Genomic DNA, 20643 nt, shown 5'->3' on the forward strand with positions numbered 1-20643 from the left:
CCGGTCAGTGGCTCAGGAATGCCTGCGCATCGGCCTCGCCCGTGCCCATCGCCGTGGCCGGCTGCGCGCTTTCCACGAGCACCGCCGCCTGCGTCCGGTTCTGCACGCCGAGCCGCCGCAGCAGCGCGGTGATATGCGCCTTGACCGTGGCCTCGGCGAGCGACAGCTCGTAGGCGATCTGCTTGTTCGGCTTGCCCGCGCAGATCAGCTTCATGATCTTCTGCTGCTGCGGGGTCAGCTCGGCGAGCTTCGGGTGGGCCTCCTCGATCCGGTCGTCTGGCAGCTCGGTGATGCTGGTGCCCCGGTAGCCGGAATGGACGTATTTGCCGCCGCCCGCGATGTCGCGCAGCGCCTGCCGCAGCACCTGCGACGAGGCGTCCTTGGGCAGGAAACCGGCGGCGCCGTCCTCCATCAGCGCCTCCACCACCTGCGCCGAGGTCAGCGACGAGATCACCAGGATCGGCGCGTCGGGAAGCGCGGCCCGCAGCCGCTTGAAGCCCGAGATGCCGCAGACGTCCGGCAGCTTCAGGTCGAACATCACGAGATCGGGCGCAAAGCCGCTGTCGACCAGCTCGAGCGCCGCCCCGAGCGTCTGCGCCTTCTCGACGCGCGCCTCGGGAAAGGTGAGCTGCAGCGCGGCGGCGAGCGCATCGCTGTAGAGCGGATGGTCGTCCACGATCGCGACAGAACGTATCGCACCCTGCGACGGGGTGTCGGTCATGTCTTTCATTGAAATGTCCTCCCGCCATAAGGTTAGCGCAGGAAATTTCGTTCGCGCAATGGTGTTGTCGGGGGCGGACCCCTCCGGCGGGTTTCCGCGGGGCCGGCCCCCGGTGCCTGCCCGTCCCCGGTCTAGCGCAAAACGCCTTTCTGCTTGGCCACATGGGTAGCGATGAGATCCATCAGCGGCGGCGACAGGCAGTCGTAGGGCTCAAGCCCCAGTTCCCGCAGGCGGCCGCGGATCTCGTCCATGCGGTCCGGGTCGACCCCCGATTCGATGATCGACGACACGAAGGCCGCGAATTCCGCCGGCGCCCAGCCGGTCTGCGGCGACAGTTCCGTGTGCACGAAGTCGAGCCCGTGGAACGGGTGGCCGGTGTCCTCGATGCGGCCATACATGTGCACCCCGCAGCCCTTGCAGGCATGGCGCTGGATGGCGGCCGAGGCGTCTACGACCTCGAGCTTGTCGGCGTTCTCGGTCACCTTGAGCTTGTCGCGTCCGACCACCGCGACCTGGCTGAAGATCGCGCCCTCGGGCTTCCAGCATTTCGTGCAGCCGCAGACGTGGTTGTGGGCGGTCTGCGCCTCCAGCACGACCACCACCGGGTCACTGCTGCACTTGCACTTGAGCGAGCCGCCCGAGAACCCCGGAGTCGCCGGCTTCACGCCGTTGTCGACCTGGGGATGGATCTTCACGTGGCTGTATTTCGGCGCGGCGGTCTCCTCCTCGCCGCCGAAGAGCTTGTCGAGTATTCCCATTGCTGTTCCTCCTCCAAGGGTCGCCCCCTTCCCAGGACGCCCTGCGCGTCAGGGTGACGCCACGGCCGGATTCGGGCAATGCAGCCGTAAGTATCGGGCCATGCGGGCCCGCTTCTGCCGGGATCGGCTCAGCTTCGGCCGGGGACCGATGCCGCGAGCAGCGCCACCACGGCCTCGGGCGGCAGACCCGCGTCGACCCCGACGGTCGTCAGCCCGGGAAACGGCGGTCGCTCCGGAAGCGGGCCATCCGAAACCCGCAGGAGCCACAGGTCGTGCCGCGCGGAGAGCGCCGCCAGCCGCGCCGAGAGCCCGGCACCGGGCATCTCGAACCCCGAGGCGATTACCAGCCGCACTCCCGGAGGCTCGTCGTCGAGCGGCACGAGATCGCGGGTCATCGGCGGATCGTCGAGCCGCCCCGCAAGCGCCAGCGCGGCAGCCGCGTCATGCGCCCGCACAAGTCCGGCGATGATCCGGTCCATGGTTTCGGCGCCGGCCCCGGGCGCCACCGTCACGGGCGCCCCTGCCCCGAGGGTCAGCAGCGCCACGTCTCCGCCCGCGTCGACCGCCTGCCAGCCGAGCAGCACCAGCGCCTCGGCGGCGGCCACCGAACGGAACGCCCGGCTGCGGCCGCAGAGCATCGACGGCCGCATGTCCGCGACCAGCAGCGTGACCGGCGCGGCGTCGGCCCGCCCGCCGCCGGAGCGCGCCACCTCGCGCAGCGCCGCGAGCTCGTGGCGGCGCAGGGTCGCGCCGGGAACGTCCAGCGCGGCGGTCACGCGGACCTCCACGGGTGCCGGCAACCGGCATGTTCTGCGGCCCGGGTCATGGCTCCTCACGATTTGCGATACGGGTGCCGCCCAGTCTACCCGAGCGCCCCGGACCCCGGAACACAGACCCATGTCCTAAGACTGTCTACGACCCCGACACAGGACGCCGCCGGCCCGGAGAGCCCGGACCGGCGGCGTTTGCATGTCATCGCGATGTGGATGCCGCGCCCTATTCCGCCGCGTCGGCGTAGTCGGACATCGGCGGGCAGGTGCAGACGAGGTGGCGGTCGCCGTAGGCGTTGTCGACCCGGTTGACCGGCGGCCAGAACTTGTCGACCCGGAAGGCGCCCGGCGGGAAGCAGCCCTGCTCGCGCGAGTAGGGACGATCCCAGTCGCGCACGAGGTCTTCCATCGTGTGCGGCGCGTGCTTGAGCGGGTTGTTCTCGCCGTCGATCCGGCCCTCTTCGATGGCGCGGATCTCTTCGCGGATCGCCAGCATCGCGTCGCAGAAGCGGTCGAGCTCGGCCTTGGTCTCGCTCTCGGTGGGCTCGACCATCAGCGTACCCGCAACCGGCCAGCTCATCGTCGGCGCATGGAACCCGCAGTCGACCAGCCGCTTGGCGATGTCCTCGACCGTGACGCCCGCCGACTTGTCGAACGGCCGCACGTCGATGATGCACTCATGCGCCACCCGGCCCTCGGGCCCGGTGTAGAGGATGTCGTAGGCCCCCGCGAGGCGGGTCGCGATGTAGTTCGCGTTGAGAATGGCGATGCGCGTCGCCTGCGTCAGCCCCTCGCCGCCCATCATCAGGATGTAGCCCCAGGAGATCGGCAGCAGCGAGGGCGAGCCGAAGGCCGCCGCCGAGACCGGCCCGGCGAGTCCCCCGTCGAGCGGGTCCGAGGGCAGGTGCTCGGTCAGATGCGCCTTCACGCCGATCGGGCCCATGCCGGGGCCGCCGCCGCCGTGCGGGATGCAGAAGGTCTTGTGCAGGTTCAGGTGGCTGACGTCGCCGCCAAGATCGCCGGGCCGCGACAGGCCGACCATGGCGTTCATGTTGGCACCGTCGATGTAGACTTGGCCCCCGTGCTCGTGGGTGATCGCGCAGACCTCCTTGACGGTCTCCTCGAAGACACCGTGCGTGGAGGGGTAGGTGATCATGCAGGCCGCGAGCGTGTCGGTGTATTTCTCGGCCTTCTCGCGGAAATCCCCGAGGTCGATCGAGCCGTTCTCGTCGCATTTCACCGCGACGACCTTCCAGCCGACCATCTGTGCCGAGGCCGGGTTGGTGCCATGCGCGTTCACCGGGATCAGGCAGACGTTACGCTGCCCCTCGCCGCGCGCCTTCTGCCAGGACGCGATGGTCAGCAGGCCGGCATATTCCCCCTGCGCGCCCGAGTTGGGCTGCATCGAAAAGGCATCGTAGCCGGTGATCGTGCAGAGCTTGGCCGACAGGTCGTCGATCATCTCGGCGTAGCCCCGCGCCTGGTCCTTCGGCGCATAGGGGTGCATCCCGGCGAACTCCTTCCAGCTCACCGGCATCATCTCGGCCGCCGCGTTGAGCTTCATCGTGCACGACCCCAGCGGGATCATCGCCCGGTCGAGCGCGAGGTCGCGGTCGGCGAGACGGCGCATGTAGCGCATCATCTCGGTCTCGGCCCGGTTCATGTGGAACACCTCGTGCGTGAGGTAGTCGCTGCTGCGCAGCAGTGCCTCGGGCAGGCGGTAATCCTGCGTGCTCTCGTCGTAGCTGCGAACAAGGCCGAAGGCGCGCCAGACGCCCTCGATATGGGCCGGGCGCACCGACTCGTCGAGCGTGATGCCGATCTTGGTGCGGCCCACGCGGCGCAGGTTGATGCCTTCCTTGACCGCGGCCTGAAGGATGCCGCGCTGAAGCAGGCCGACCTCGACGGTGATGGTGTCGAAGAACGCCCCGGGCGAGACCTCGTAGCCCGCCGCCTCGAGCCCCTCGGCCAGCCGCACCGTGCGCAGGTGGATGCGCTGCGCGATGGCCTTGAGCCCCTCGGGACCGTGGAAGACCGCGTAGAACCCGGCCATGACCGCCAGCAGCGCCTGCGCGGTGCAGACGTTCGAGGTCGCCTTTTCGCGCCGGATGTGCTGCTCGCGGGTCTGCAGCGCCAGCCGGTAGGCCCGGTTGCCGAGCGCGTCGACCGACACGCCGACGATGCGGCCCGGCATCGCCCGCTTGTAGGCGTCCTTCGTGGCCATGTAGGCGGCGTGCGGCCCGCCGTAGCCCAGCGGGACCCCGAAGCGCTGGGTCGAGCCCACCGCGATGTCGGCGCCCATCGCGCCCGGCTCCTTGAGCAGGCAGAGCGCCATGATGTCGGCGGCGACGATGCCGATGGCCTTGGCCTCGTGCAGGGCCTCCATCTCGGCCGAAAGGTCACGCAGCATGCCGTGGGTGCTTGGATACTGGAAGATCGCGCCGAACACCTTGTCGGCCTCGAGCGTCTCGGGGGCGCCGACGATGATCTCGATGCCGAGCGGCGCGGCGCGGGTCTTCATCACGGCGATGTTCTGCGGGTGGCAGTTCTCGTCGATGAAGAAGGCCGGCGCCTTGGACTTGGCGACACGCTTGGCCATCGTCATCGCCTCGGCGCAGGCGGTCGCCTCGTCGAGCAGCGAGGCATTGGCGATCTCGAGCCCGGTGAGGTCGCTCACCATGGTCTGGTAGTTCAGCAGCGCCTCGAGCCGGCCCTGGCTGATCTCGGGCTGGTAGGGCGTGTAGGCGGTATACCACGCCGGGTTCTCGAAGATGTTGCGCTGGATTGCCGGGGGCGTGATCGTGCCGTGGTAGCCCTGCCCGATGAGCGAGGTCAGCACCTTGTTCTTATCGGCCACCTCCTGAAGCCGCCACAGCATCTCGCGCTCGGAGAGCGGCGCACCGAAGTCGAGCGGCTCGGCCTGGCGGATGCCCTGGGGCACGGTCTGCGCCATCAGCGCCTCGAGGTCGGAGACACCGAGCGCCGTGAACATGTCGGCCATCTCGGAGGGCGAGGGGCCTATGTGGCGGCGGTTGGCGAAATCATAGGGTTGGTAGTCGGTGGGCGAGAAAGGCATGTCGATCCATCCGGTCTCTGCGGTGACCGCGCGAGACCATCCCCCGCGTCACCTGTGCGTTAAGATCTCACGCCCTGCCCGCCCCGCCGCATGCGGGCGGCGAGGCAGGAGCGTGAGCCGTTCGGGGCGCGGGCCGTGGCCCGCAGGTCTCAACCGATGAACTTCTTGTAGGCGGCTTCGTCCATGAGCCCGTCGAGCTCGGACATGTCCTCGATCGTCATCTTGAAGAACCAGGCGTCGCCCTCGGGGTCCTCGTTGACCTTGCCGGGGTCGTCGACCAGCGCCTCGTTGACCTCGACGATCTCGCCGTCGAGCGGCGCGAGGATGTCCGAGGCGGCCTTGACCGACTCGATCACCACGATCTCGTCGTCCTTGCTCACGGTGCCCGGGTCGGGCAGTTCGACGAACACCACGTCTCCGAGCTGCTCGGCGGCGTGCGCGGTGATGCCCACCACGACGACGTCATCCTCGACCCGCAGCCATTCATGTTCTTCGGTGAATTTCATGTCGCTGTTTCCTTCCTGTCAGCGCTTGTAGCTCTGTTTCACGAAGGGCAGCGCGACCACCTCGACCGGCAGTCGCTTGCCCCGCACCTCGCCGTAGAACCGCGTGCCCGGCGTGGCACTGTCATTCGGCACATAGCCCATCGCCACGGGCCCGCCCACCGACGGGCCGAACCCGCCCGAGGTGACACGGCCCACCGGCGCACCGCCCTCGGCGGTCTCGAAGAGCGGCACGCCCTCGCGCATCGGCGCCCGGCCCTCGGGCTTCAGGCCAACGCGCAGCGTATCCGCACCGGTGGCAATCTCTGCAAGCACCTTTTCCGCCCCGGGAAAACCGCCGGCGCGGTCGCCGTCGGCGCGGCGCACCTTCTGGATCGCCCAGACCAGCCCGCCCGCAACCGGCGTCGTCGTCTCGTCGAGATCGTGGCCGTAGAGGCAGAGCCCGGCCTCGAGCCGCAGCGAGTCGCGCGCGCCAAGGCCGATGGCCTCGACCTCGTCCATCTCGAGCAGCGCGGTGGCGAAGGCCTCGGCACGGGCGGCGGGAATCGAGACCTCGAAGCCGTCCTCGCCGGTATAGCCCGACCGCGAGATCCACAGGATCTCGCCGTCCCAGTCGTGCGCGGCGCTGTCCATGAAGCGCATGTCGGCCACACCGGGCACCAGACGGGCCAGCGCCGTCTCGGCCTCGGGGCCCTGCAACGCCAGCAGCGCGCGGTCCTCCAGCACCTCGATCTCGCAGCTTTCGGAGAGATGGGCGCGCATATGCGCGATGTCGGCCTGCTTGCAGGCCGCGTTCACCACGAGGAACAGCGCGTCGTCCCAGGGCGCATTGGCGATCATCAGGTCGTCGAGGATGCCGCCCGCGTCGTTGGTGAACAGCCCGTAGCGCTGGCGACCGGGCTTCAGGCCCAGCACGCTCACCGGCACCAGCGTCTCGAGCGCGGCGGCGGCATCGGCCACCTCGCCGGATTTCGGGTGCAGCATCACCTGCCCCATGTGGCTCACGTCGAAGAGCCCGGCGGCGGCGCGCGTGTGAAGATGTTCCTTCATCACGCCCAGCTTGTATTGCACCGGCATGTCGTAGCCGGCGAAGGGCACCATCTTCGCGCCGAGCGAAAGGTGCAGGTCATGTAGTGGCGTGCGGTCAAGCTCGTCCATGCGCGTCTCACATCCCTTGTTCCCGGATGCGGCGCCTTGGCCTGACTCCGGGCATTTCCGCGCGGCCGGATTGCCACGCCTGAAACGCCCCCTCTGTCCGTCAGCCTGAGATCGTTATCCCTTCGGCGGGCACCATGTCGGCGCCACTCTCCAGAGTCAGTTCACCGCGACGGTCCTTTTGGCCTGAGAGTTTCCGGGGCGGTTGCTCCTTCGGCACCGGCAAGGCCGGTTCTCCCATCGCGATGAACAGACGCTACGATGTTTGCGGCTGGGCCGCAAGATTGCCCGGGCGCATTCCGAGCGTGCAGCGCTGTTCCGGCGCGAGAATGTCCATAAGCGGGGCATTGTCGCAGACCAGCGCGTCGAGCGTGATCGGATCGAGCGTCGCGTAGAAGGCGCTGGCCGCGTCGGTCAGCGCGATGCGCAGGCGGCAGGCGTCGGTCAGCGGGCAGGTGTTGTCGACATCGGCGAAGCATTCGGCCAGCGGCACCGGCGCCTCGAGCGCGCGGAACACGTCGCCGATGCGGATCTGGTCGGCCGGCCGGGACAGTTCGAGCCCGCCGTTGCGGCCCCGCTGGGTGTGCAGGTAGCCGAGCTGCGCCAGCTGGTTGATGACCTGCGCGAGGTGGTTCTCGGACGCGTTGCATCGCCGCGCGATCTCGGCTTTTGTGACGAGACGACCGGCATTGGCGGCACAATGCATCAGTACGCGGACGGCGATATTGGTTCTCTTGGTGACGCGCACGGGGCTGCCCTCGGTTTCGAAATGTCGCGAATTTCATACATGATCCGGCAAATGCCGGTTTGACATACATCAATCGAACGACGGAACATGATCTCCAACAGCGCTTTCTTCTTCGGATACGGCTCACTCGTGAACCGGATGACACATGGTTTCACCCCCGCCCACACCGCCCGCGCCCGCGGCTGGCGCCGCGCATGGCGGTTCACCGCGGATCGGCAGGTGGCCTACCTCACCGCCGTGCCCGACCCCGCCTGCGAGATCGAAGGGCTCATCGCGCAGGTGCCACCCGATGGCTGGGCCGCGCTCGACCTGCGCGAACAGGCCTACGAACGGCGCGACGCGGCGGGCTGCGTGCAGCACGCCGCCGACGGCGTGGACCAGCTTGCGATCTACGCCATCGCACCGCAGAACCACTTCCCGCCCGACGACGCGCACCCGGTGCTCCTGAGCTACCTCGACGTGGTCATACAGGGCTACCTGTCCGAGTTCGGCGAGGCCGGAGCCGAGCGGTTCTTCGACACCACCACCGGCTGGGAGGCGCCGATCCTCGATGACCGGGCCGATCCGCAGTATCCGCGCGCGCAGCAGCTCGACGATGCCGAGCGGGCCTTTGTCGACCGCAGGCTCGACGGGCTGCGGTGCCGACGGGTCGCGGCATGAGGCTGTCGAAAACCCTGCTTCTGGTGAAGCGGGTGGCCCGCAATCTCGCGGCACGGGTGGTCTTCGGCGCGGTGCTGGCGCTGGCGATGGCGTTCCTCTCGCCGCTGATCGAACCGCTGCTGCCGTCGCGCTGGACCGAGCAGGTCAAGCCCGATGCGGTGATCCCGATCCTGACGATCCTTGCCACCACCATGCTCACGGTGACGACCTTTTCGCTGTCGGTGATGGTGCAGGCCTTCCAGACCGCCGCGAGCCAGGCCACGCCGCGCGCCTACCGGCTGCACCTCGAGGACACCACGACCCAGACCGTGCTTGCCACATTCACCGGGGCGTTTCTCTACGCGCTGACCGCGCTGGTGATGTTCCGGGCCGACCTCTACGCGCCCGACACCGCCATCGTGATCCTCGGCGTGACGGTGCTGGTGATCGGCGCCATCGTCCTCGCCATCCTGCGCTGGATCGAGCACCTGAGCCGCCTCGGCAGCATGGACGACACGCTGGCGATGGTGGAACGACAGGCGCGCGAGGCGCTGGAACGGGCGATGCAGCAGCCCGCGTTCGGCGGCGTGCCGCTCGACGCCGACCCCGAACTGCCCGAGAGCGCCGTGCCGGTCCCCGCGCCCTCGGGCGGCTACATCCAGTTCGTCGACGTCGAGGCGCTGCACGGGATCCTCGCCGAGCGTGGCGGCCATATCACCGTGACCAGCGCGCCGGGGCAACACGTGGTGAAGGGCGCCCCGGTCGCCTGGCTGATCGAGGGCGCGGGCGAGGACCTGGACCAGATCACGGACTGCTTCACCATCGGCAGCATCCGCACGCCCGAGCAGGATTCACGCTTCGGCATCGTGGTTCTGAGCGAAGTGGCCGCGCGGGCGCTGTCTCCGGGGATCAACGACCCGGGCACCGCCATCGACGTGATCCACCGGCTGACACGGCTGCTGCACGAGATTGGCGCCCCGAGCGGTTCGCCCCCGGAGTTTCCCCGGGTGGAGCTTCCGACCGTGAGAGCCGCCGATGTCGTCGAGGACGGATTCGCGTCGCTCATCCGGGCAGGCGCCGGCCACCCGGAGGTGATCGGCGCGGCGGTCGAGGCGCTGCGCACGCTCGAAGGCGCGGATTGGCCGGGAATGGCGCAGGCGGCGCGCCGGATGCAGGGCTACGCGCTGCGCCACGTCAAGGATGCGCTGAGCGTCACTGACGACCGCGACGGGCTCGCCCACGAAATCTGACCGTCTCGATCCAGCGGCCCCCGGGGCGGAAAGATTTTTCGTCCGAAAAATCTTGCGCCCCTGCCGCCGGGCAGCCCGGGGGTGCCCCGGGCGTGGCGGCTCAGCCCTTGGCGAGCGCGCGGGCCGGCACCTTGTCGAGCAGCGGCATGACGTCGGCCATCTCGGGGCCCCGCTCGAGCCCGGTCAGCGCCTTGCGCAGCGGCATGAACAGGCCCTTGCCCTTGCGGCCGGTCTGTTCCTTCACCGCCTTGGTCCACGCGCCCCAGGTCTCGCGGGTGAACGGCCCCTCGGGCAGGATCGACATCGCCTCGGCGACGAAATCGCGGTCCTCGTCGGCCACCACCGGATCGGCACCGTCACGGAAGAGCTCCCACCAGCCGGCAAGATCCTTGCGGGTGGTGATGTTGTCGCGGGTGACCGACCAGAACAGCTCGGCCTTGTCGGCGGGCACGCCCAGCGCCGCAATATCGTCGGCCACCGCGTCGAGCGGCAGTGCGTGCAGCTTGCGCGCGGTCAGCGGGTAGAGGTCGTTCACGTCGAACTTGGTCGGCGCGGAGCCGAACTGCGACAGCTCGAAGCCCTCGGCGATCTCGTCGAGAGAGGTCCGCAGCTCGACGGGCTGGCTCGAGCCCAGCCGCGCCATCAGCGACAGCAGCGCCTCGGGCTCGACGCCCGACTCGCGCAGGTCGCGGATCGACAGAACGCCAAGCCGCTTGGAGAGCGATTCGCCCTGCGGGCCCGTGAGCAGCGAGTGGTGAGCGAAGGTCGGCACGCTGCCGCCCAGCGCGTTGATGATCTGGATCTGGGTCGCGGTGTTGGTGACGTGGTCCGAGCCGCGCACCACGTGCGTCACGCCCATCTCGGTATCGTCGACCACCGAGGCCAGCGTGTAGAGGATCTGGCCGTCGCCGCGGATCAGCACCGGATCCGAGACGCTCGCAGCGTCGATCGAGATGTCTCCGAGGATGCCGTCGGTCCACTCGATCCGCTCCTGGTCGAGCTTGAACCGCCAGACGCCGTCGCCGCGCTCGGCCCGGAGCGCCGCCTTCTCGTCGTCGGAAAGCGCAAGCGCCGCACGGTCATAGACCGGCGGGCGGCCCATGTTCAGCTGCTTCTTGCGCTTCAGGTCTAGCTCGGTCGGGGTTTCCCATGCCTCGTAGAACCGACCGATCTCGCGCAGCGTTTCGGCGGCGGCGTGGTAGCGGTCGAGCCGCTCGCTCTGCCGCTCGATACGGTCCCATGTCAGCCCCAGCCACTCGAGGTCGCGCTTGATGCCATCGACATACTCTTCCTTGCTGCGCTCGGGATCGGTGTCGTCGATCCGCAGAATGAAGGTGCCGCCGGCCTTGCGGGCGATCAGGTAGTTGAACAGCGCCGTGCGGAGGTTGCCCACGTGGATGTGGCCGGTGGGCGAAGGGGCAAAACGGGTGACGGTCATGGGGAGGCTCCTGCTTACGCGCAGGGCACTTCCCACAAGCGCGTTCATTTGTCCAGTTCCGGCCTCTTGGCGAACGCCGCAGGCGGTGCCATTGTGCCGCTCATGAAGGACATTCTGACCGTCACGCTCAATCCCGCACTCGACCTTTCCACCGCGACCGACCGGGTCATCGCGGGGCCCAAGCTGCGCTGCGATCCGGTCGCCGTCGACCCCGGCGGCGGCGGCATCAACGTGGCGCGCGTCGTGCAGGCGCTCGGCGGCCGCGCACGGGCCTTCGTGGCGCTCGCCGGCCCCAGCGGCATGCGGCTCGAGGCGGCACTGGCCGATCACGGCATCCCGCTGGTGCGGATGAAGGCACCGGACGAGACCCGCGAGAGCTTCGCCGTGCACGACCGCCACTCCGGCGAGCAGTTCCGCTTCGTGATGCCCGGGCCGCAATGGGCCGAGTCCGATGTGGCCGAGGCCCTGCAGGCCATCGCCTCGGCGGTGCCCGAGGGCGGCATCCTCGTCCTGAGCGGCAGCCAGCCGCCCGGCGTGTCGGTGGACTTCGCGACCCGTCTCTGCGAGGCGCTCGCCCCCCGCAACGCCCATGTCATCGTCGACACCTCGGGCGAGGCGCTGGCCTATCTCGCCGAGGGCACCTCCCCCGCGCCGGCGGTGCTGCGCATGGACCACGTCGAGGCCGAAGAGCTGGCCGGACGGCCGCTGGTCACGCGGCTCGAGTCGGCGCAGTTCGCCGCCGAGCTGGTGGCACGCGGCGCCGCGGAACGGGTCATCGTGGCGCGCGGACCCGACGGGTCGGTCATGGCCGGCCCCGACGGGCTGACACAGGTGAGCGCCGCCGCCGTCTCGGTGGTCTCGGCGGTGGGCGCGGGCGACAGCTTCGTCGGCGCCTATGCCCATGCCATCGCCAGCGGCGTCGGCGCCCCCGAGGCGCTGGCTCTTGGCGCGGCAGCCGCAAGTGCCACGGTCACCACCCCCGGCACCTCGCTCTGCACCTCCGAGATGGTCTCGGACCTGCTGCCGCAATGCGGCGCGAGCGAGATCCTGCAGTAACCCTGCGGGCGCGCCCTCGCGGGGCTCGATACGCCCCCCGGCCGAAGAACCGCCCCCCGGGGCGGACGGCCCATTTCGCGCAAATGTCATTTCCCCGTTTCTGGCCGGACGACAGGAACGGGCTAGGTCTGGCCCATCATCAAAGGCCGGCCCCGAGCCGAAACGACAGGAGGGAAGACCACATGACCAATCAACCGACATTCACCCGTCGCGCCGCCCTTGCGGGCGCAGCCACCATTCCGTTCGCCGCCACGGTGGCCGGCAGCGCCAGCGCGCAACCCGCGATGCAGGATGCGCAGGTGCCGCGCGTCTACCGCGTGATGCTCGGCGATTTCGAGGTCAACGTGCTGATGGCCGGGACCGCGACCCGCGAGGACCCGCATTCGATCTTCGGACTGAACGTTTCGGACGAGACCTTCCAGCAGGTCTCGGACGATGCCATGATCCCGACTGACAAGGCACAGTTCTTCTTCACGCCGACGCTGGTGAACACCGGCGCCGAGCTGATCCTCTTCGACACCGGCCTTGCGCCCGACGCGATCGTCGCGGCGGTCGAGGCTGCGGGATATTCCGCCGAGGACGTGACCCACGTGGTCATCACCCACATGCACGGCGACCACGTCGGCGGCCTGACCGGCGGCGACGGGCCGACCTTCGCCAACGCGCAGCACGTCACCGGGCAGCAGGAATACGACCACTGGTCGAGCACCGACAGCGACGCCTTCGCCAACAAGATCGCGCCGCTCGAGGATCAGTTCACCTTCATCGGCGACGACGAGAGCATCGCCTCGGGCGTGACCTCGATGCTTGCGCCGGGCCACACGCCCGGGCACATGTGCTTCATGCTCGAGAGCGGCGACCAGAAGCTGCTGCTGGCCGCCGACCTTGCCAACCACTACGTCTGGTCGCTGGCCTATCCCGACTGGGAAGTGTCCTTCGACTCCGACAAGGCGCAGGCCGCCGAGACCCGCCGCAAGGTGCTGGGCATGCTGGCCGAGGAGAAGATCCCCTTCATCGGCTACCACATGCCCTTCCCTGCCGTGGGCTTCGTCGAGACCCGCGAGGACGGCTTCCGCTACGTGCCGCACAGCTACCAGTTGATGCTGGGCTGAACGGAACGACCATGCCACGAGAAGGGCGGGTGCGGCCAGAGGGCCGCACCCGCCCTTTCTCGTCACGCCTCAGCGGAAGCCGGGCCCGTGCGCCCAGATCGTCAGCGAGTGCCGCGCGCCCTCTTCGACGGGTGTCACCCGGTGCAGCAGGAACGACGGAAACAGCGTGGCGCTGCCACGCTCGCGCGACGCCTCGACCGTGTGGGCCGAGGGCATGACCTCGAGCGCGCCGCCCCGGTAGGCATCGGCGTCGGACAGCTGCACCACCATCGTGAGCTTGCGCCGGCCCGCGAGTCGGCCGTCGCCGATGTCGGCATGCCAGCCGAAGTGCCCCTGCCGCTCGGCGCCGTAGCGGGCGACCTGCGCGCTTTCGTCGAAGCCGTCGAGATCGAAGCCGTAGACCTCGCGGTTGGCCTCGCGCACCACCTCGATGATGCGCTCCATGATCCAGCCGGTATCGGGCAGATCGTCGATCCAGACCAGATCGGCGCGCCGCAGGTTGTGGTCGCGATTGCGACCGACAAGGCGGGCGTCGGCGCTCTCGGCGGCCTTGGTGATGTCGATGATGCGGGCGCAGTCTGCCTCGGAGAAGGCGGCGGGGATCCGGTGAACGGTCAGCATGGTCGGGCTCTCGATGGAGGGAACACGCTGCCATAACGCGTCTGTCGCGCCATGCTGCGCCGAAAACGACAGGGCGGTCCGGAAACGACCTTTTCCCGCGCTCCCGCGCACGCCATATCAGGGCGCATGACCGACCCGGATATTGCCAGTTTCGAAGCCATGGCGCGCCGCGCCGTCGAGAGCTTTCCGCAGCCCTTCCGCGCCAGCGCCGAGGACGTGCTGCTCGAGGTCGTCGACTGGCCGCCCGAGGAGATCCTGCGCGACATGCAGATCCGCGACCCGCTCGACCTGACCGGGCTTTACGAGGGCATCCCGATGACCGAGCGCGCGATCAGCGCGCCCTCGCCGTGGCCTGACCGGGTGTGGCTGTTCCGGCAGCCGATCCTGGCGGAATGGCGCGACCGCGGCGACATCGAGCTCGAGGACCTCGTGGTGCATGTCACCGTGCACGAGTTCGCGCATCATTTCGGCTGGTCCGACGACGACATCGCCACCATCGACCGCTGGTGGGAGTAGGCACCCGCCCCACGCGTCCGAATGGGTCAGCCCTCGTCGATGATCGCCTGCATCCGCCGCACGAAGCGCTGCGGCCCGAGTTCGCCGAGCGCCGTCTCACGCGCGCCCTGCCCCAGCCGCTGCCGCAGCTCGGGGTCACCGATCAGCCGGTCGAGCGCCTTTGCCACCGTCTCGGGTCGGTGCGGATCGACCAGCAGGCCGCTTTCGCCTTCCGAAAGATAGCCCGCCGAGCCTGCCTCGACCGAGATCACCGGCACGCAGCCATAGGCCATCGCCTCGGCCGGGGCGAAGCCCAGCGGCTCGTCGAAGCTCGGCAGGATGCAGATGTCGGACGAGGCGTAGAGCGCGGGCATCTCGGAAAACGGGATCAGCCCACGCATGTCGATCCAGTCTTCGGCCTCGGACGACGCCTTGAGCGCGGCGAAATGCGCGCGGTCTTCCGGAGTGTCGAGCACCCGTTCCGAGCCGACCAGGATCAGTCTTGCCCGGCCCGCCCGACCGGCTTCGCGCATCGCATCGATCACGAGGTGCTGCATCTTGCGACGCTGCCCAAGCTTGGCGACGCAGAGCACCGTGACCGGCCCGTCCCCGCTGCGCGCCGGCATCGGCGGCGGTGGATCGGTCACGACGGGCCACGGCAGGTAACGCGCCCAGCGGTCAGGCGTTGCCTCCCCCAGCCCCGGATTCGCGGTGATTCGGCGGATCGGAAGGCCTTGTCGCCAGAGCAGGAAGCGGTGCGAAAGCGTCTCGTGCCGGTGCCACGGGTGCATGTCGTAGGACCAAAGCGCCGCCCCGGCGCGGCGCCCGATCTTCGCCAGCTGAACCCGCAGCTTCGCGGTGTTGCGAAGAAAGACGATGTCCGGCGAGAGCGCGTCCCAGGCCGTCTTCAGCGCAGACGTATCCGCGGGGTCGGGAAAGATCTGCGGCACCACGTGGCTGTGATCCTCCGCGCCGCCGCTACCGGAGGCCCAGACCGAAACCCGGGCGCCTGCATCGACCAGCGCCTTCGTCGCGAAGAAGAGGTTCGTGTGAAACCTCGGAACGACGAAGAGGATGGTCGCCTGCATGTCCGTCAGCTCTGATCCCGCCACCTGTTGACGATAGGATAGCGCCGGTCGAGCCAGAACGCACGCTGCGACAGTCGCGCCCCCGGTGCCGACTGGAAGCGCTTGTATTCCGAGATGTAGAGCAGGTGCTCGACCTTCTTTGCGTCTTCGCGCGCATAGCCTGCCGCAACGCAGTCGGCGATCGAGCCGTCGTCGTCCACGAGGATCTGCAGGATGCCGTCGAGCACCGGGTAGTCGGGCAGCGAGTCGCTGTCCTTCTGATCCGCGCGCAGTTCGGCCGACGGCGGCTTGGAGATGATACGCTCGGGGATAACCAGCCCTTCGGGGCCGCTCATCCATGCGCGGTGGTTCGCGTTGCGCCAGCGGCAGATGTCGAAGACGCGGGTCTTGTAAAGATCCTTGATCGGATTGTAGCCGCCCGCCATGTCGCCGTAGATCGTGGCGTAGCCCACCGCGACCTCGGACTTGTTGCCGGTGGTCAGGAGCATCTCGCCGAACTTGTTCGACAGGGCCATCAGCAGCAGGCCACGCAGCCGCGATTGGATATTCTCTTCGGTGAGATCGGGATCGCGACCTTCGAAGAGCGGCGCGAGCGTCTCGGTGATGGCGTCGCGGCCCGGGGTGATCGGCACGAAGTCGTAGTGGCAGCCCAGCGCCTCCGCGCAGGCCTTGGCGTCCTCGAGCGAATGCTCCGAGGTGTATTCCGAGGGCAGCATCACGCAGCGCACGTTCTCGGCGCCCAGCGCATCGACCGCGATGGTCGCCACAAGCGCCGAGTCGATGCCGCCCGAGAGGCCCAGCAGCACCTTGCCGAAGCCGGTCTTGCGGCAGTAGTCGCGCAGCGCGACCACCATCGCGTTGTAATCCTGCTCCATTGCGTCGGGATGGCGGGTGAAATCGCCGTCGAGCGCGCGCCAGCCGTCTTCGGTCCGCTCGAGATCGACGTGGGCGATGGCCTCCTCGAAGACCGGAAGCTGCATCGCGACCGCCCCGTGCGGGTTGAGCACGAAGGAGCCGCCGTCGAAGATCTGGTCGTCCTGCCCGCCGGTCATGTTCAGGTAGATGAGCGGCAGGCCGGTCTCGACCACGCGGGCAATCATCTTGTTGAGCCGGGTCTCGTACTTGTTGCGGTAGTAGGGCGAGCCGTTCGGGACCAGCAGGAACTCGGCACCGGTCTCGGCCAGCGTCTCGGCCACGTCCTCGTACCAGGCATCCTCGCAGATCGGAGAGCCGACACGGGTGTTGCCCACCGCGTAGGGCCCGCCGATGGGCCCGCTGTCGAAGATCCGCAGCTCGTCGAAGACCTTGTAGTTGGGCAGGTGATGCTTGAAGACCTGCGTCACCATCTTGCCGCCCCGGCAGATGACATAGGCGTTGAAGAGCTCGGTGCCCTCGACCCACGGGCAGCCGATGGCGAGCGTCGGGCCGTCGGCGCAGTCCTCGGCCAGCTGCTTCACCGCTGCCATGCAGTCGAGCGTGAAGGCGTGCTTCATCGGCAGGTCCTGCGCGTTGTAGCCCGCGATGAACATCTCGGGCAGCGCCACCATGTCGGCGCCCGCAGCCTTGCCCTTTTCCCACGCGTCGCGCGCCTTCGCGGCATTGCCCGCGAGGTCTCCGAGCGTGGGGTTCAGCTGCGCAATGGTCAGGCGGAAACGGTCGGCCATGCCCATGTCCCTTTCAGTCACGTCCTCGGCCCGACATAGCAGAACCACGCCCGAGGGGAAGCGGCCCGCGGCAAAAGAGATTGTCAGTGCAGGGGCCCTTGTTTACCTTCCGGGCACAAGGAGAGGGCATCCGGCAGGGAACGAGCAATGAAACGCGCAGGCATGAAACTTGCCGCAGCCGCCATCTGTCTGGCCATCGCCGGCAACGTGGCGGCGCAGCAGGACGGCGAAGTCGTCACCAAGCAGTTCGATGACGGCGGGGTCTACGAGGGCACCTTCCGCGACGGCCTGCGACACGGCACCGGCACCTACCGGCTGCCGAACGGCTACGAATACACCGGCGACTGGGTCGAGGGCGAGATCAGCGGCGACGGCACCGCGCGCTATCCCAGCGGCGCGGTCTACGAGGGCGAGTTCGACAACGGCAAGCCCGAGGGCGTCGGCAAGCTCGTGCTGGCCGACGGCAGCGTCTACGAGGGCTCGTGGCAGGACGGCAAGATCACCGGCAAGGGTGTGATCCAGTATGCCAATGGCGCCCGCTACGAAGGTTCGTTCCGCAACGCGCTGCACCACGGGCGCGGCGTGATGACCACTCCCGACGGCTACCGCTACGAGGGCGACTGGGTGAACGGCGTCGAAGAGGGCAACGCCAAGATCACCTACCCCGACGGCTCGGTCTACGAGGGCCGCGTCGCCAACGGCAAGCGCTCGGGCGAGGGCACGCTGACCATGGCCGACGGGCTGGTCTACACCGGCATGTGGCGCGACGGCCAGCAGGACGGCACCGGCAAGCTCACGCTGCCCAACGGTGACATCTACGAGGGCGAGCTCGTCGACGGCCGGCGCGAGGGCCAGGGCAAGGAGACCTACGCCAGCGGCGACACCTACGAGGGCGAGTTCAACAACGACCAGCGGCAGGGCTACGGGGTCTTCACCGGGGCCGACGGCTACCGGCTCGAGGGCAACTGGGTGGCCGGCCAGATCGAGGGCGAGGGCCGCGTGGTCTATCCCGACGGGTCGGTCTACGAGGGCGAGATACGCGGCGATCTCGCCAACGGCGAGGGCAAGACAACCTATCCCGACGGCGCCACCTACGAGGGCGACTGGGTCGATGGCGTCATCGAGGGCGAAGGCCGCGCGACCTATCCCAACGGCGTGATCTACGAAGGCGACTTCAGCAACGCCCGCTACAACGGCGAGGGCACGATCACCTACCCCGACGGCTACACCTACGAGGGCGACTGGAAGGACAACCAGCGCCACGGGTCCGGTACCGCGACCTACGCCGACGGGACGGTCTACACCGGCGACTTCCGCGAGGACCGTCGCCACGGGCAGGGCACCATCACCATGCCCGACGGCTTCCGCTACGAAGGCGGCTGGGTGAACGGCGTGTTCGAGGGCGAGGGCACCGCGACCTACGCCAACGGCGACGTCTACGAAGGAATGTTCAAGGATGGCAAACGCGAGGGGGAGGGAGTCCTGCGCTATGCCACCGGGGAGGAGGCCTCGGGCGAATGGGTCAACGGCGTATTGACGACGGCCACGCCGGTCGCGTCGGAGGAGGAGGCCGGGGAGGACGGCACCGTCTCCGAAGCGGGCACGGACGGCACGCAGGCGGAGGGCGAGCAGGCGGGCGGCAACTGAGCCGCCTGGCACGCGGGCTTCTCTGTCTCGCCTGCCTGTGCCTCGGTGCGGCGCTTCTGCGCCCGCTGCCGGCCGCCGCGCAGAACGGCGAGGACAACGCCGTGCGCATCGGCGTGCTGGCCTATCGCGGCTGGGACGAGGGGCAGGACGACTGGCAACCGCTCTCGCGCTACCTGACCGGAAAGCTCGACGGGAGACCGGTGCGCATGGTGCCGGTGACGCTGGGCTCGGCGGCGCTGCTGCTCGAGACCGGGGCGCTGGATTTTCTCGTCACCAATCCCGGCCACTACCTGACGCTTTCGCGAAGCTACCCGATGAGCGTGCTCGCGACCCGCGCGCGGCGGCTGTCCGACGGCAGCCGCGCCACGAGCTTCGGCAGCACGCTCTTCGCCCGGCGCGGCACCGGCCTGAACTCCTACAGCGACCTTTTGGGCGCACGGGTGGCCGCGGTCAGCCCGCGCGGCTTCGGTGGCTTCCAGACCGTCTGGTTCGAGGCCCGTGAGCAGGGCATCGACCTGCGCACCGCCCCGGCCGAGACCGTCTTTCTCGGCTTCCCGATGGACCGGGTCGTGATGGCCGTGCTTGCCGGCGAGGTCGACATCGGCATCGTGCGCAGCGGCCTGCTGGAAAGCCTCGGCGCCGCCGGGCGCATCGACATCGACGCGCTCGAGGTGCTCGACCCCGGCGCGAGCTACACCCACGCCGACCGGGTCAGCACGCGGCTCTATCCCGAATGGCCCTTCGTCGCGCTGGCACGGACCGATCCGGCGCTGACCAATGCCGTGGCGCTCGCGCTCCTGCAAAGCGCCGACAGCGGGCTGCGCGACATCTGGCGGGCGCCGGTCAGCTATCTTTCGGCACGACGGCTGCTCGACGTCTACGAGGCCGACACGGCGCCGCCGGGCGACACGGGCCCGGGCGCGGTGCCGACGGCGGCCTGGGTGACCATGGCCGCGTCGCTCGCCGGCATCGCGGCGCTGCTGCTGTGGCTGCGCGGTGCCCCCCCGGCGCCGGAGGCCGCGCCCGCGTCGGAGGCTTTGGCGGAGGACGAGGTGCAGCTCACCCGGCGGGAGCGGCAGATCCTGAAGCTCGTGAGCCGGGGCCTGTCGAGCAAGGAGATTGCCGCCGAACTGGGGGTGAGCCCCAAGACGGTCGAGTTCCACCGCTCGAACCTGCTGCGCAAGTTTCACGTGCGCAGCGCCGCGCAGCTGGTGAGCGTCGCGGCAGACCACCTGCGTCCAAGGGTCGGAAAGGGTCAGGCCTAGGGTTTTCCCGGGGCACTTCCACGCGGAAATCACGGGTATCGGCGGGCTGGTGACGCCCGCGCCCGGCATGTCACCCTCGTGGGACCGGGCCCCGGCCCGGCCATCAAGGGAGGAGAAGAACATGATCACACGCCGCATCTTTGCCGGGCTCTGCCTGGCCGCGCCGGCCGCAGCCGCGGCCCTCAAGGCGACGAAAGCCGCCGCCCAGGGCAGCGGATACGCGCCGCAAAAGGTGGTCTATCACATCAACTATCCCGGCGGCGAAGGCGACAAGGCCTATCGCGGTGCCATGCGCAACATCCAGAACCACATCAACGCCGTCGGTGCCGAAAACCTCGAGGTGAAGGTGGTTCTGCACGGCAACGGGGTCGACCTGCTTCAGCACGCCCAGGCCGACACCAAGCTGCAGACCAACGTCGGGTCTCTGAAATCCCAGAAGGTGCGCTTTCACGTCTGCAACAACACCCTCAGGGGCCGCGACATCGACTTCTCGAACGATCTTTACGACGTCTGGGACGACGACATCGTGCCTTCGGGCGTGGCGGAACTGTCGAAGCTGCAGATGGACGGCTTCACCTACATCAAGCCCTGATCGCCACATGGACGGTGCGGAGCGGCCCCCGTGTCGCCCCGCCCG

General features: G+C 68.8%; 19 protein-coding genes and 1 riboswitch. Of the genes, 8 read left to right on the forward strand and 11 right to left on the reverse strand.

All coding sequences use genetic code 11. The features are described 5' to 3' along the window. Positions 1-4 precede the first annotated feature (4 nt). From D6860_RS18415 to D6860_RS18445, 7 genes are all read right to left on the reverse strand, one after another. Complete coding sequence (locus tag D6860_RS18415) at positions 5-730, reverse strand: LuxR C-terminal-related transcriptional regulator (RefSeq protein ID WP_076622893.1); 726 nt, start codon at positions 728-730, stop codon at positions 5-7. Positions 731-852: 122 nt separating this feature from the next. Then, complete coding sequence (gene gfa / locus D6860_RS18420) at positions 853-1479, reverse strand: S-(hydroxymethyl)glutathione synthase (protein WP_083697768.1); 627 nt, start codon at positions 1477-1479, stop codon at positions 853-855. A 128-nt stretch (positions 1480-1607) separates the two neighbouring features. Beyond that, positions 1608-2255: a DUF58 domain-containing protein gene (locus tag D6860_RS25830; RefSeq protein WP_128549308.1), complete on the reverse strand. Its 648-nt coding sequence runs from the start codon at positions 2253-2255 to the stop codon at positions 1608-1610. A 220-nt stretch (positions 2256-2475) separates the two neighbouring features. Continuing rightward, positions 2476-5325, reverse strand: a complete 2850-nt coding sequence (gene gcvP / locus D6860_RS18430; RefSeq protein ID WP_076622895.1) for an aminomethyl-transferring glycine dehydrogenase — start codon at positions 5323-5325, stop codon at positions 2476-2478. A 149-nt stretch (positions 5326-5474) separates the two neighbouring features. Beyond that, on the reverse strand, positions 5475-5831 hold the full coding sequence (gcvH, locus tag D6860_RS18435) for a glycine cleavage system protein GcvH (RefSeq protein WP_017467044.1): 357 nt from the start codon (positions 5829-5831) through the stop codon (positions 5475-5477). Positions 5832-5849: 18 nt separating this feature from the next. Continuing rightward, on the reverse strand, positions 5850-6986 hold the full coding sequence (gene gcvT / locus D6860_RS18440) for a glycine cleavage system aminomethyltransferase GcvT (protein ID WP_076622896.1): 1137 nt from the start codon (positions 6984-6986) through the stop codon (positions 5850-5852). A gap of 160 nt (positions 6987-7146) precedes the next feature. Then, a riboswitch (glycine riboswitch) is annotated at positions 7147-7233 on the reverse strand. Between the two features lie 6 nt (positions 7234-7239). After that, on the reverse strand, positions 7240-7731 hold the full coding sequence (locus tag D6860_RS18445; protein ID WP_076622897.1) for an RrF2 family transcriptional regulator: 492 nt from the start codon (positions 7729-7731) through the stop codon (positions 7240-7242). 87 nt (positions 7732-7818) lie between these two features. On the opposite strand from D6860_RS18445, the gene D6860_RS18450 reads away from it, so the two are divergent. Both D6860_RS18450 and D6860_RS18455 read left to right on the forward strand, forming a co-directional pair. Then, the gene (locus D6860_RS18450) at positions 7819-8391 is read left to right on the forward strand and encodes a gamma-glutamylcyclotransferase family protein (protein ID WP_076622898.1); all 573 of its coding nucleotides are present in this window, start codon (positions 7819-7821) and stop codon (positions 8389-8391) included. Then, entirely contained in the window at positions 8388-9620 is a 1233-nt protein-coding gene (locus tag D6860_RS18455) for a DUF2254 domain-containing protein (RefSeq protein ID WP_076622899.1), read from the forward strand. Before D6860_RS18450 ends, D6860_RS18455 begins: the two co-directional genes overlap by 4 nt. 100 nt (positions 9621-9720) lie before the next feature. On the opposite strand, the gene gltX is transcribed toward D6860_RS18455, so the two are convergent. After that, a complete protein-coding gene (gltX, locus tag D6860_RS18460) occupies positions 9721-11058 on the reverse strand; it encodes a glutamate--tRNA ligase (protein WP_076622900.1) in 1338 nt (445 codons plus the stop codon). A 102-nt stretch (positions 11059-11160) separates the two neighbouring features. On the opposite strand from gltX, the gene D6860_RS18465 reads away from it, so the two are divergent. After that, positions 11161-12114: a 1-phosphofructokinase family hexose kinase gene (locus D6860_RS18465; protein ID WP_076625302.1), complete on the forward strand. Its 954-nt coding sequence runs from the start codon at positions 11161-11163 to the stop codon at positions 12112-12114. A 182-nt stretch (positions 12115-12296) separates the two neighbouring features. After that, entirely contained in the window at positions 12297-13226 is a 930-nt protein-coding gene (locus D6860_RS18470) for an MBL fold metallo-hydrolase (RefSeq protein WP_076622901.1), read from the forward strand. 69 nt (positions 13227-13295) lie between these two features. On the opposite strand, the gene D6860_RS18475 is transcribed toward D6860_RS18470, so the two are convergent. Then, positions 13296-13847 carry a 2OG-Fe(II) oxygenase gene (locus tag D6860_RS18475; protein WP_076622902.1) on the reverse strand — a complete coding sequence of 184 codons (552 nt, stop codon included), beginning with the start codon at positions 13845-13847 and terminating at the stop codon, positions 13296-13298. A 126-nt stretch (positions 13848-13973) separates the two neighbouring features. Here D6860_RS18475 and D6860_RS18480 point away from each other — a divergent pair, with 126 nt between their 5' ends. Beyond that, positions 13974-14363, forward strand: coding sequence for a metallopeptidase family protein (locus tag D6860_RS18480; RefSeq protein ID WP_017469924.1), 390 nt, complete (start codon positions 13974-13976; stop codon positions 14361-14363). A 26-nt stretch (positions 14364-14389) separates the two neighbouring features. On the opposite strand, the gene D6860_RS18485 is transcribed toward D6860_RS18480, so the two are convergent. Further along, positions 14390-15430, reverse strand: a complete 1041-nt coding sequence (locus tag D6860_RS18485; protein WP_076622903.1) for a glycosyltransferase family 4 protein — start codon at positions 15428-15430, stop codon at positions 14390-14392. A 5-nt stretch (positions 15431-15435) separates the two neighbouring features. Next, positions 15436-17094: an NAD+ synthase gene (locus D6860_RS18490; protein WP_076622904.1), complete on the reverse strand. Its 1659-nt coding sequence runs from the start codon at positions 17092-17094 to the stop codon at positions 15436-15438. A 147-nt stretch (positions 17095-17241) separates the two neighbouring features. On the opposite strand from D6860_RS18490, the gene D6860_RS18495 reads away from it, so the two are divergent. The 3 genes from D6860_RS18495 (at position 17242) to D6860_RS18505 (ending at position 20598) form a co-directional block, all read left to right on the forward strand. Continuing rightward, entirely contained in the window at positions 17242-18741 is a 1500-nt protein-coding gene (locus D6860_RS18495; protein ID WP_093411831.1) for an MORN repeat-containing protein, read from the forward strand. 101 nt (positions 18742-18842) lie between these two features. After that, positions 18843-20006 carry a PhnD/SsuA/transferrin family substrate-binding protein gene (locus D6860_RS18500; RefSeq protein ID WP_076622905.1) on the forward strand — a complete coding sequence of 388 codons (1164 nt, stop codon included), beginning with the start codon at positions 18843-18845 and terminating at the stop codon, positions 20004-20006. A gap of 121 nt (positions 20007-20127) precedes the next feature. Continuing rightward, positions 20128-20598: a DsrE family protein gene (locus tag D6860_RS18505; RefSeq protein ID WP_076622906.1), complete on the forward strand. Its 471-nt coding sequence runs from the start codon at positions 20128-20130 to the stop codon at positions 20596-20598. Positions 20599-20643 lie beyond the last annotated feature (45 nt).

Source organism: Salipiger sp. D13 (genome assembly GCF_003703915.1).
Taxonomy (GTDB): Bacteria; Pseudomonadota; Alphaproteobacteria; order Rhodobacterales; family Rhodobacteraceae; genus Salipiger; species Salipiger profundus.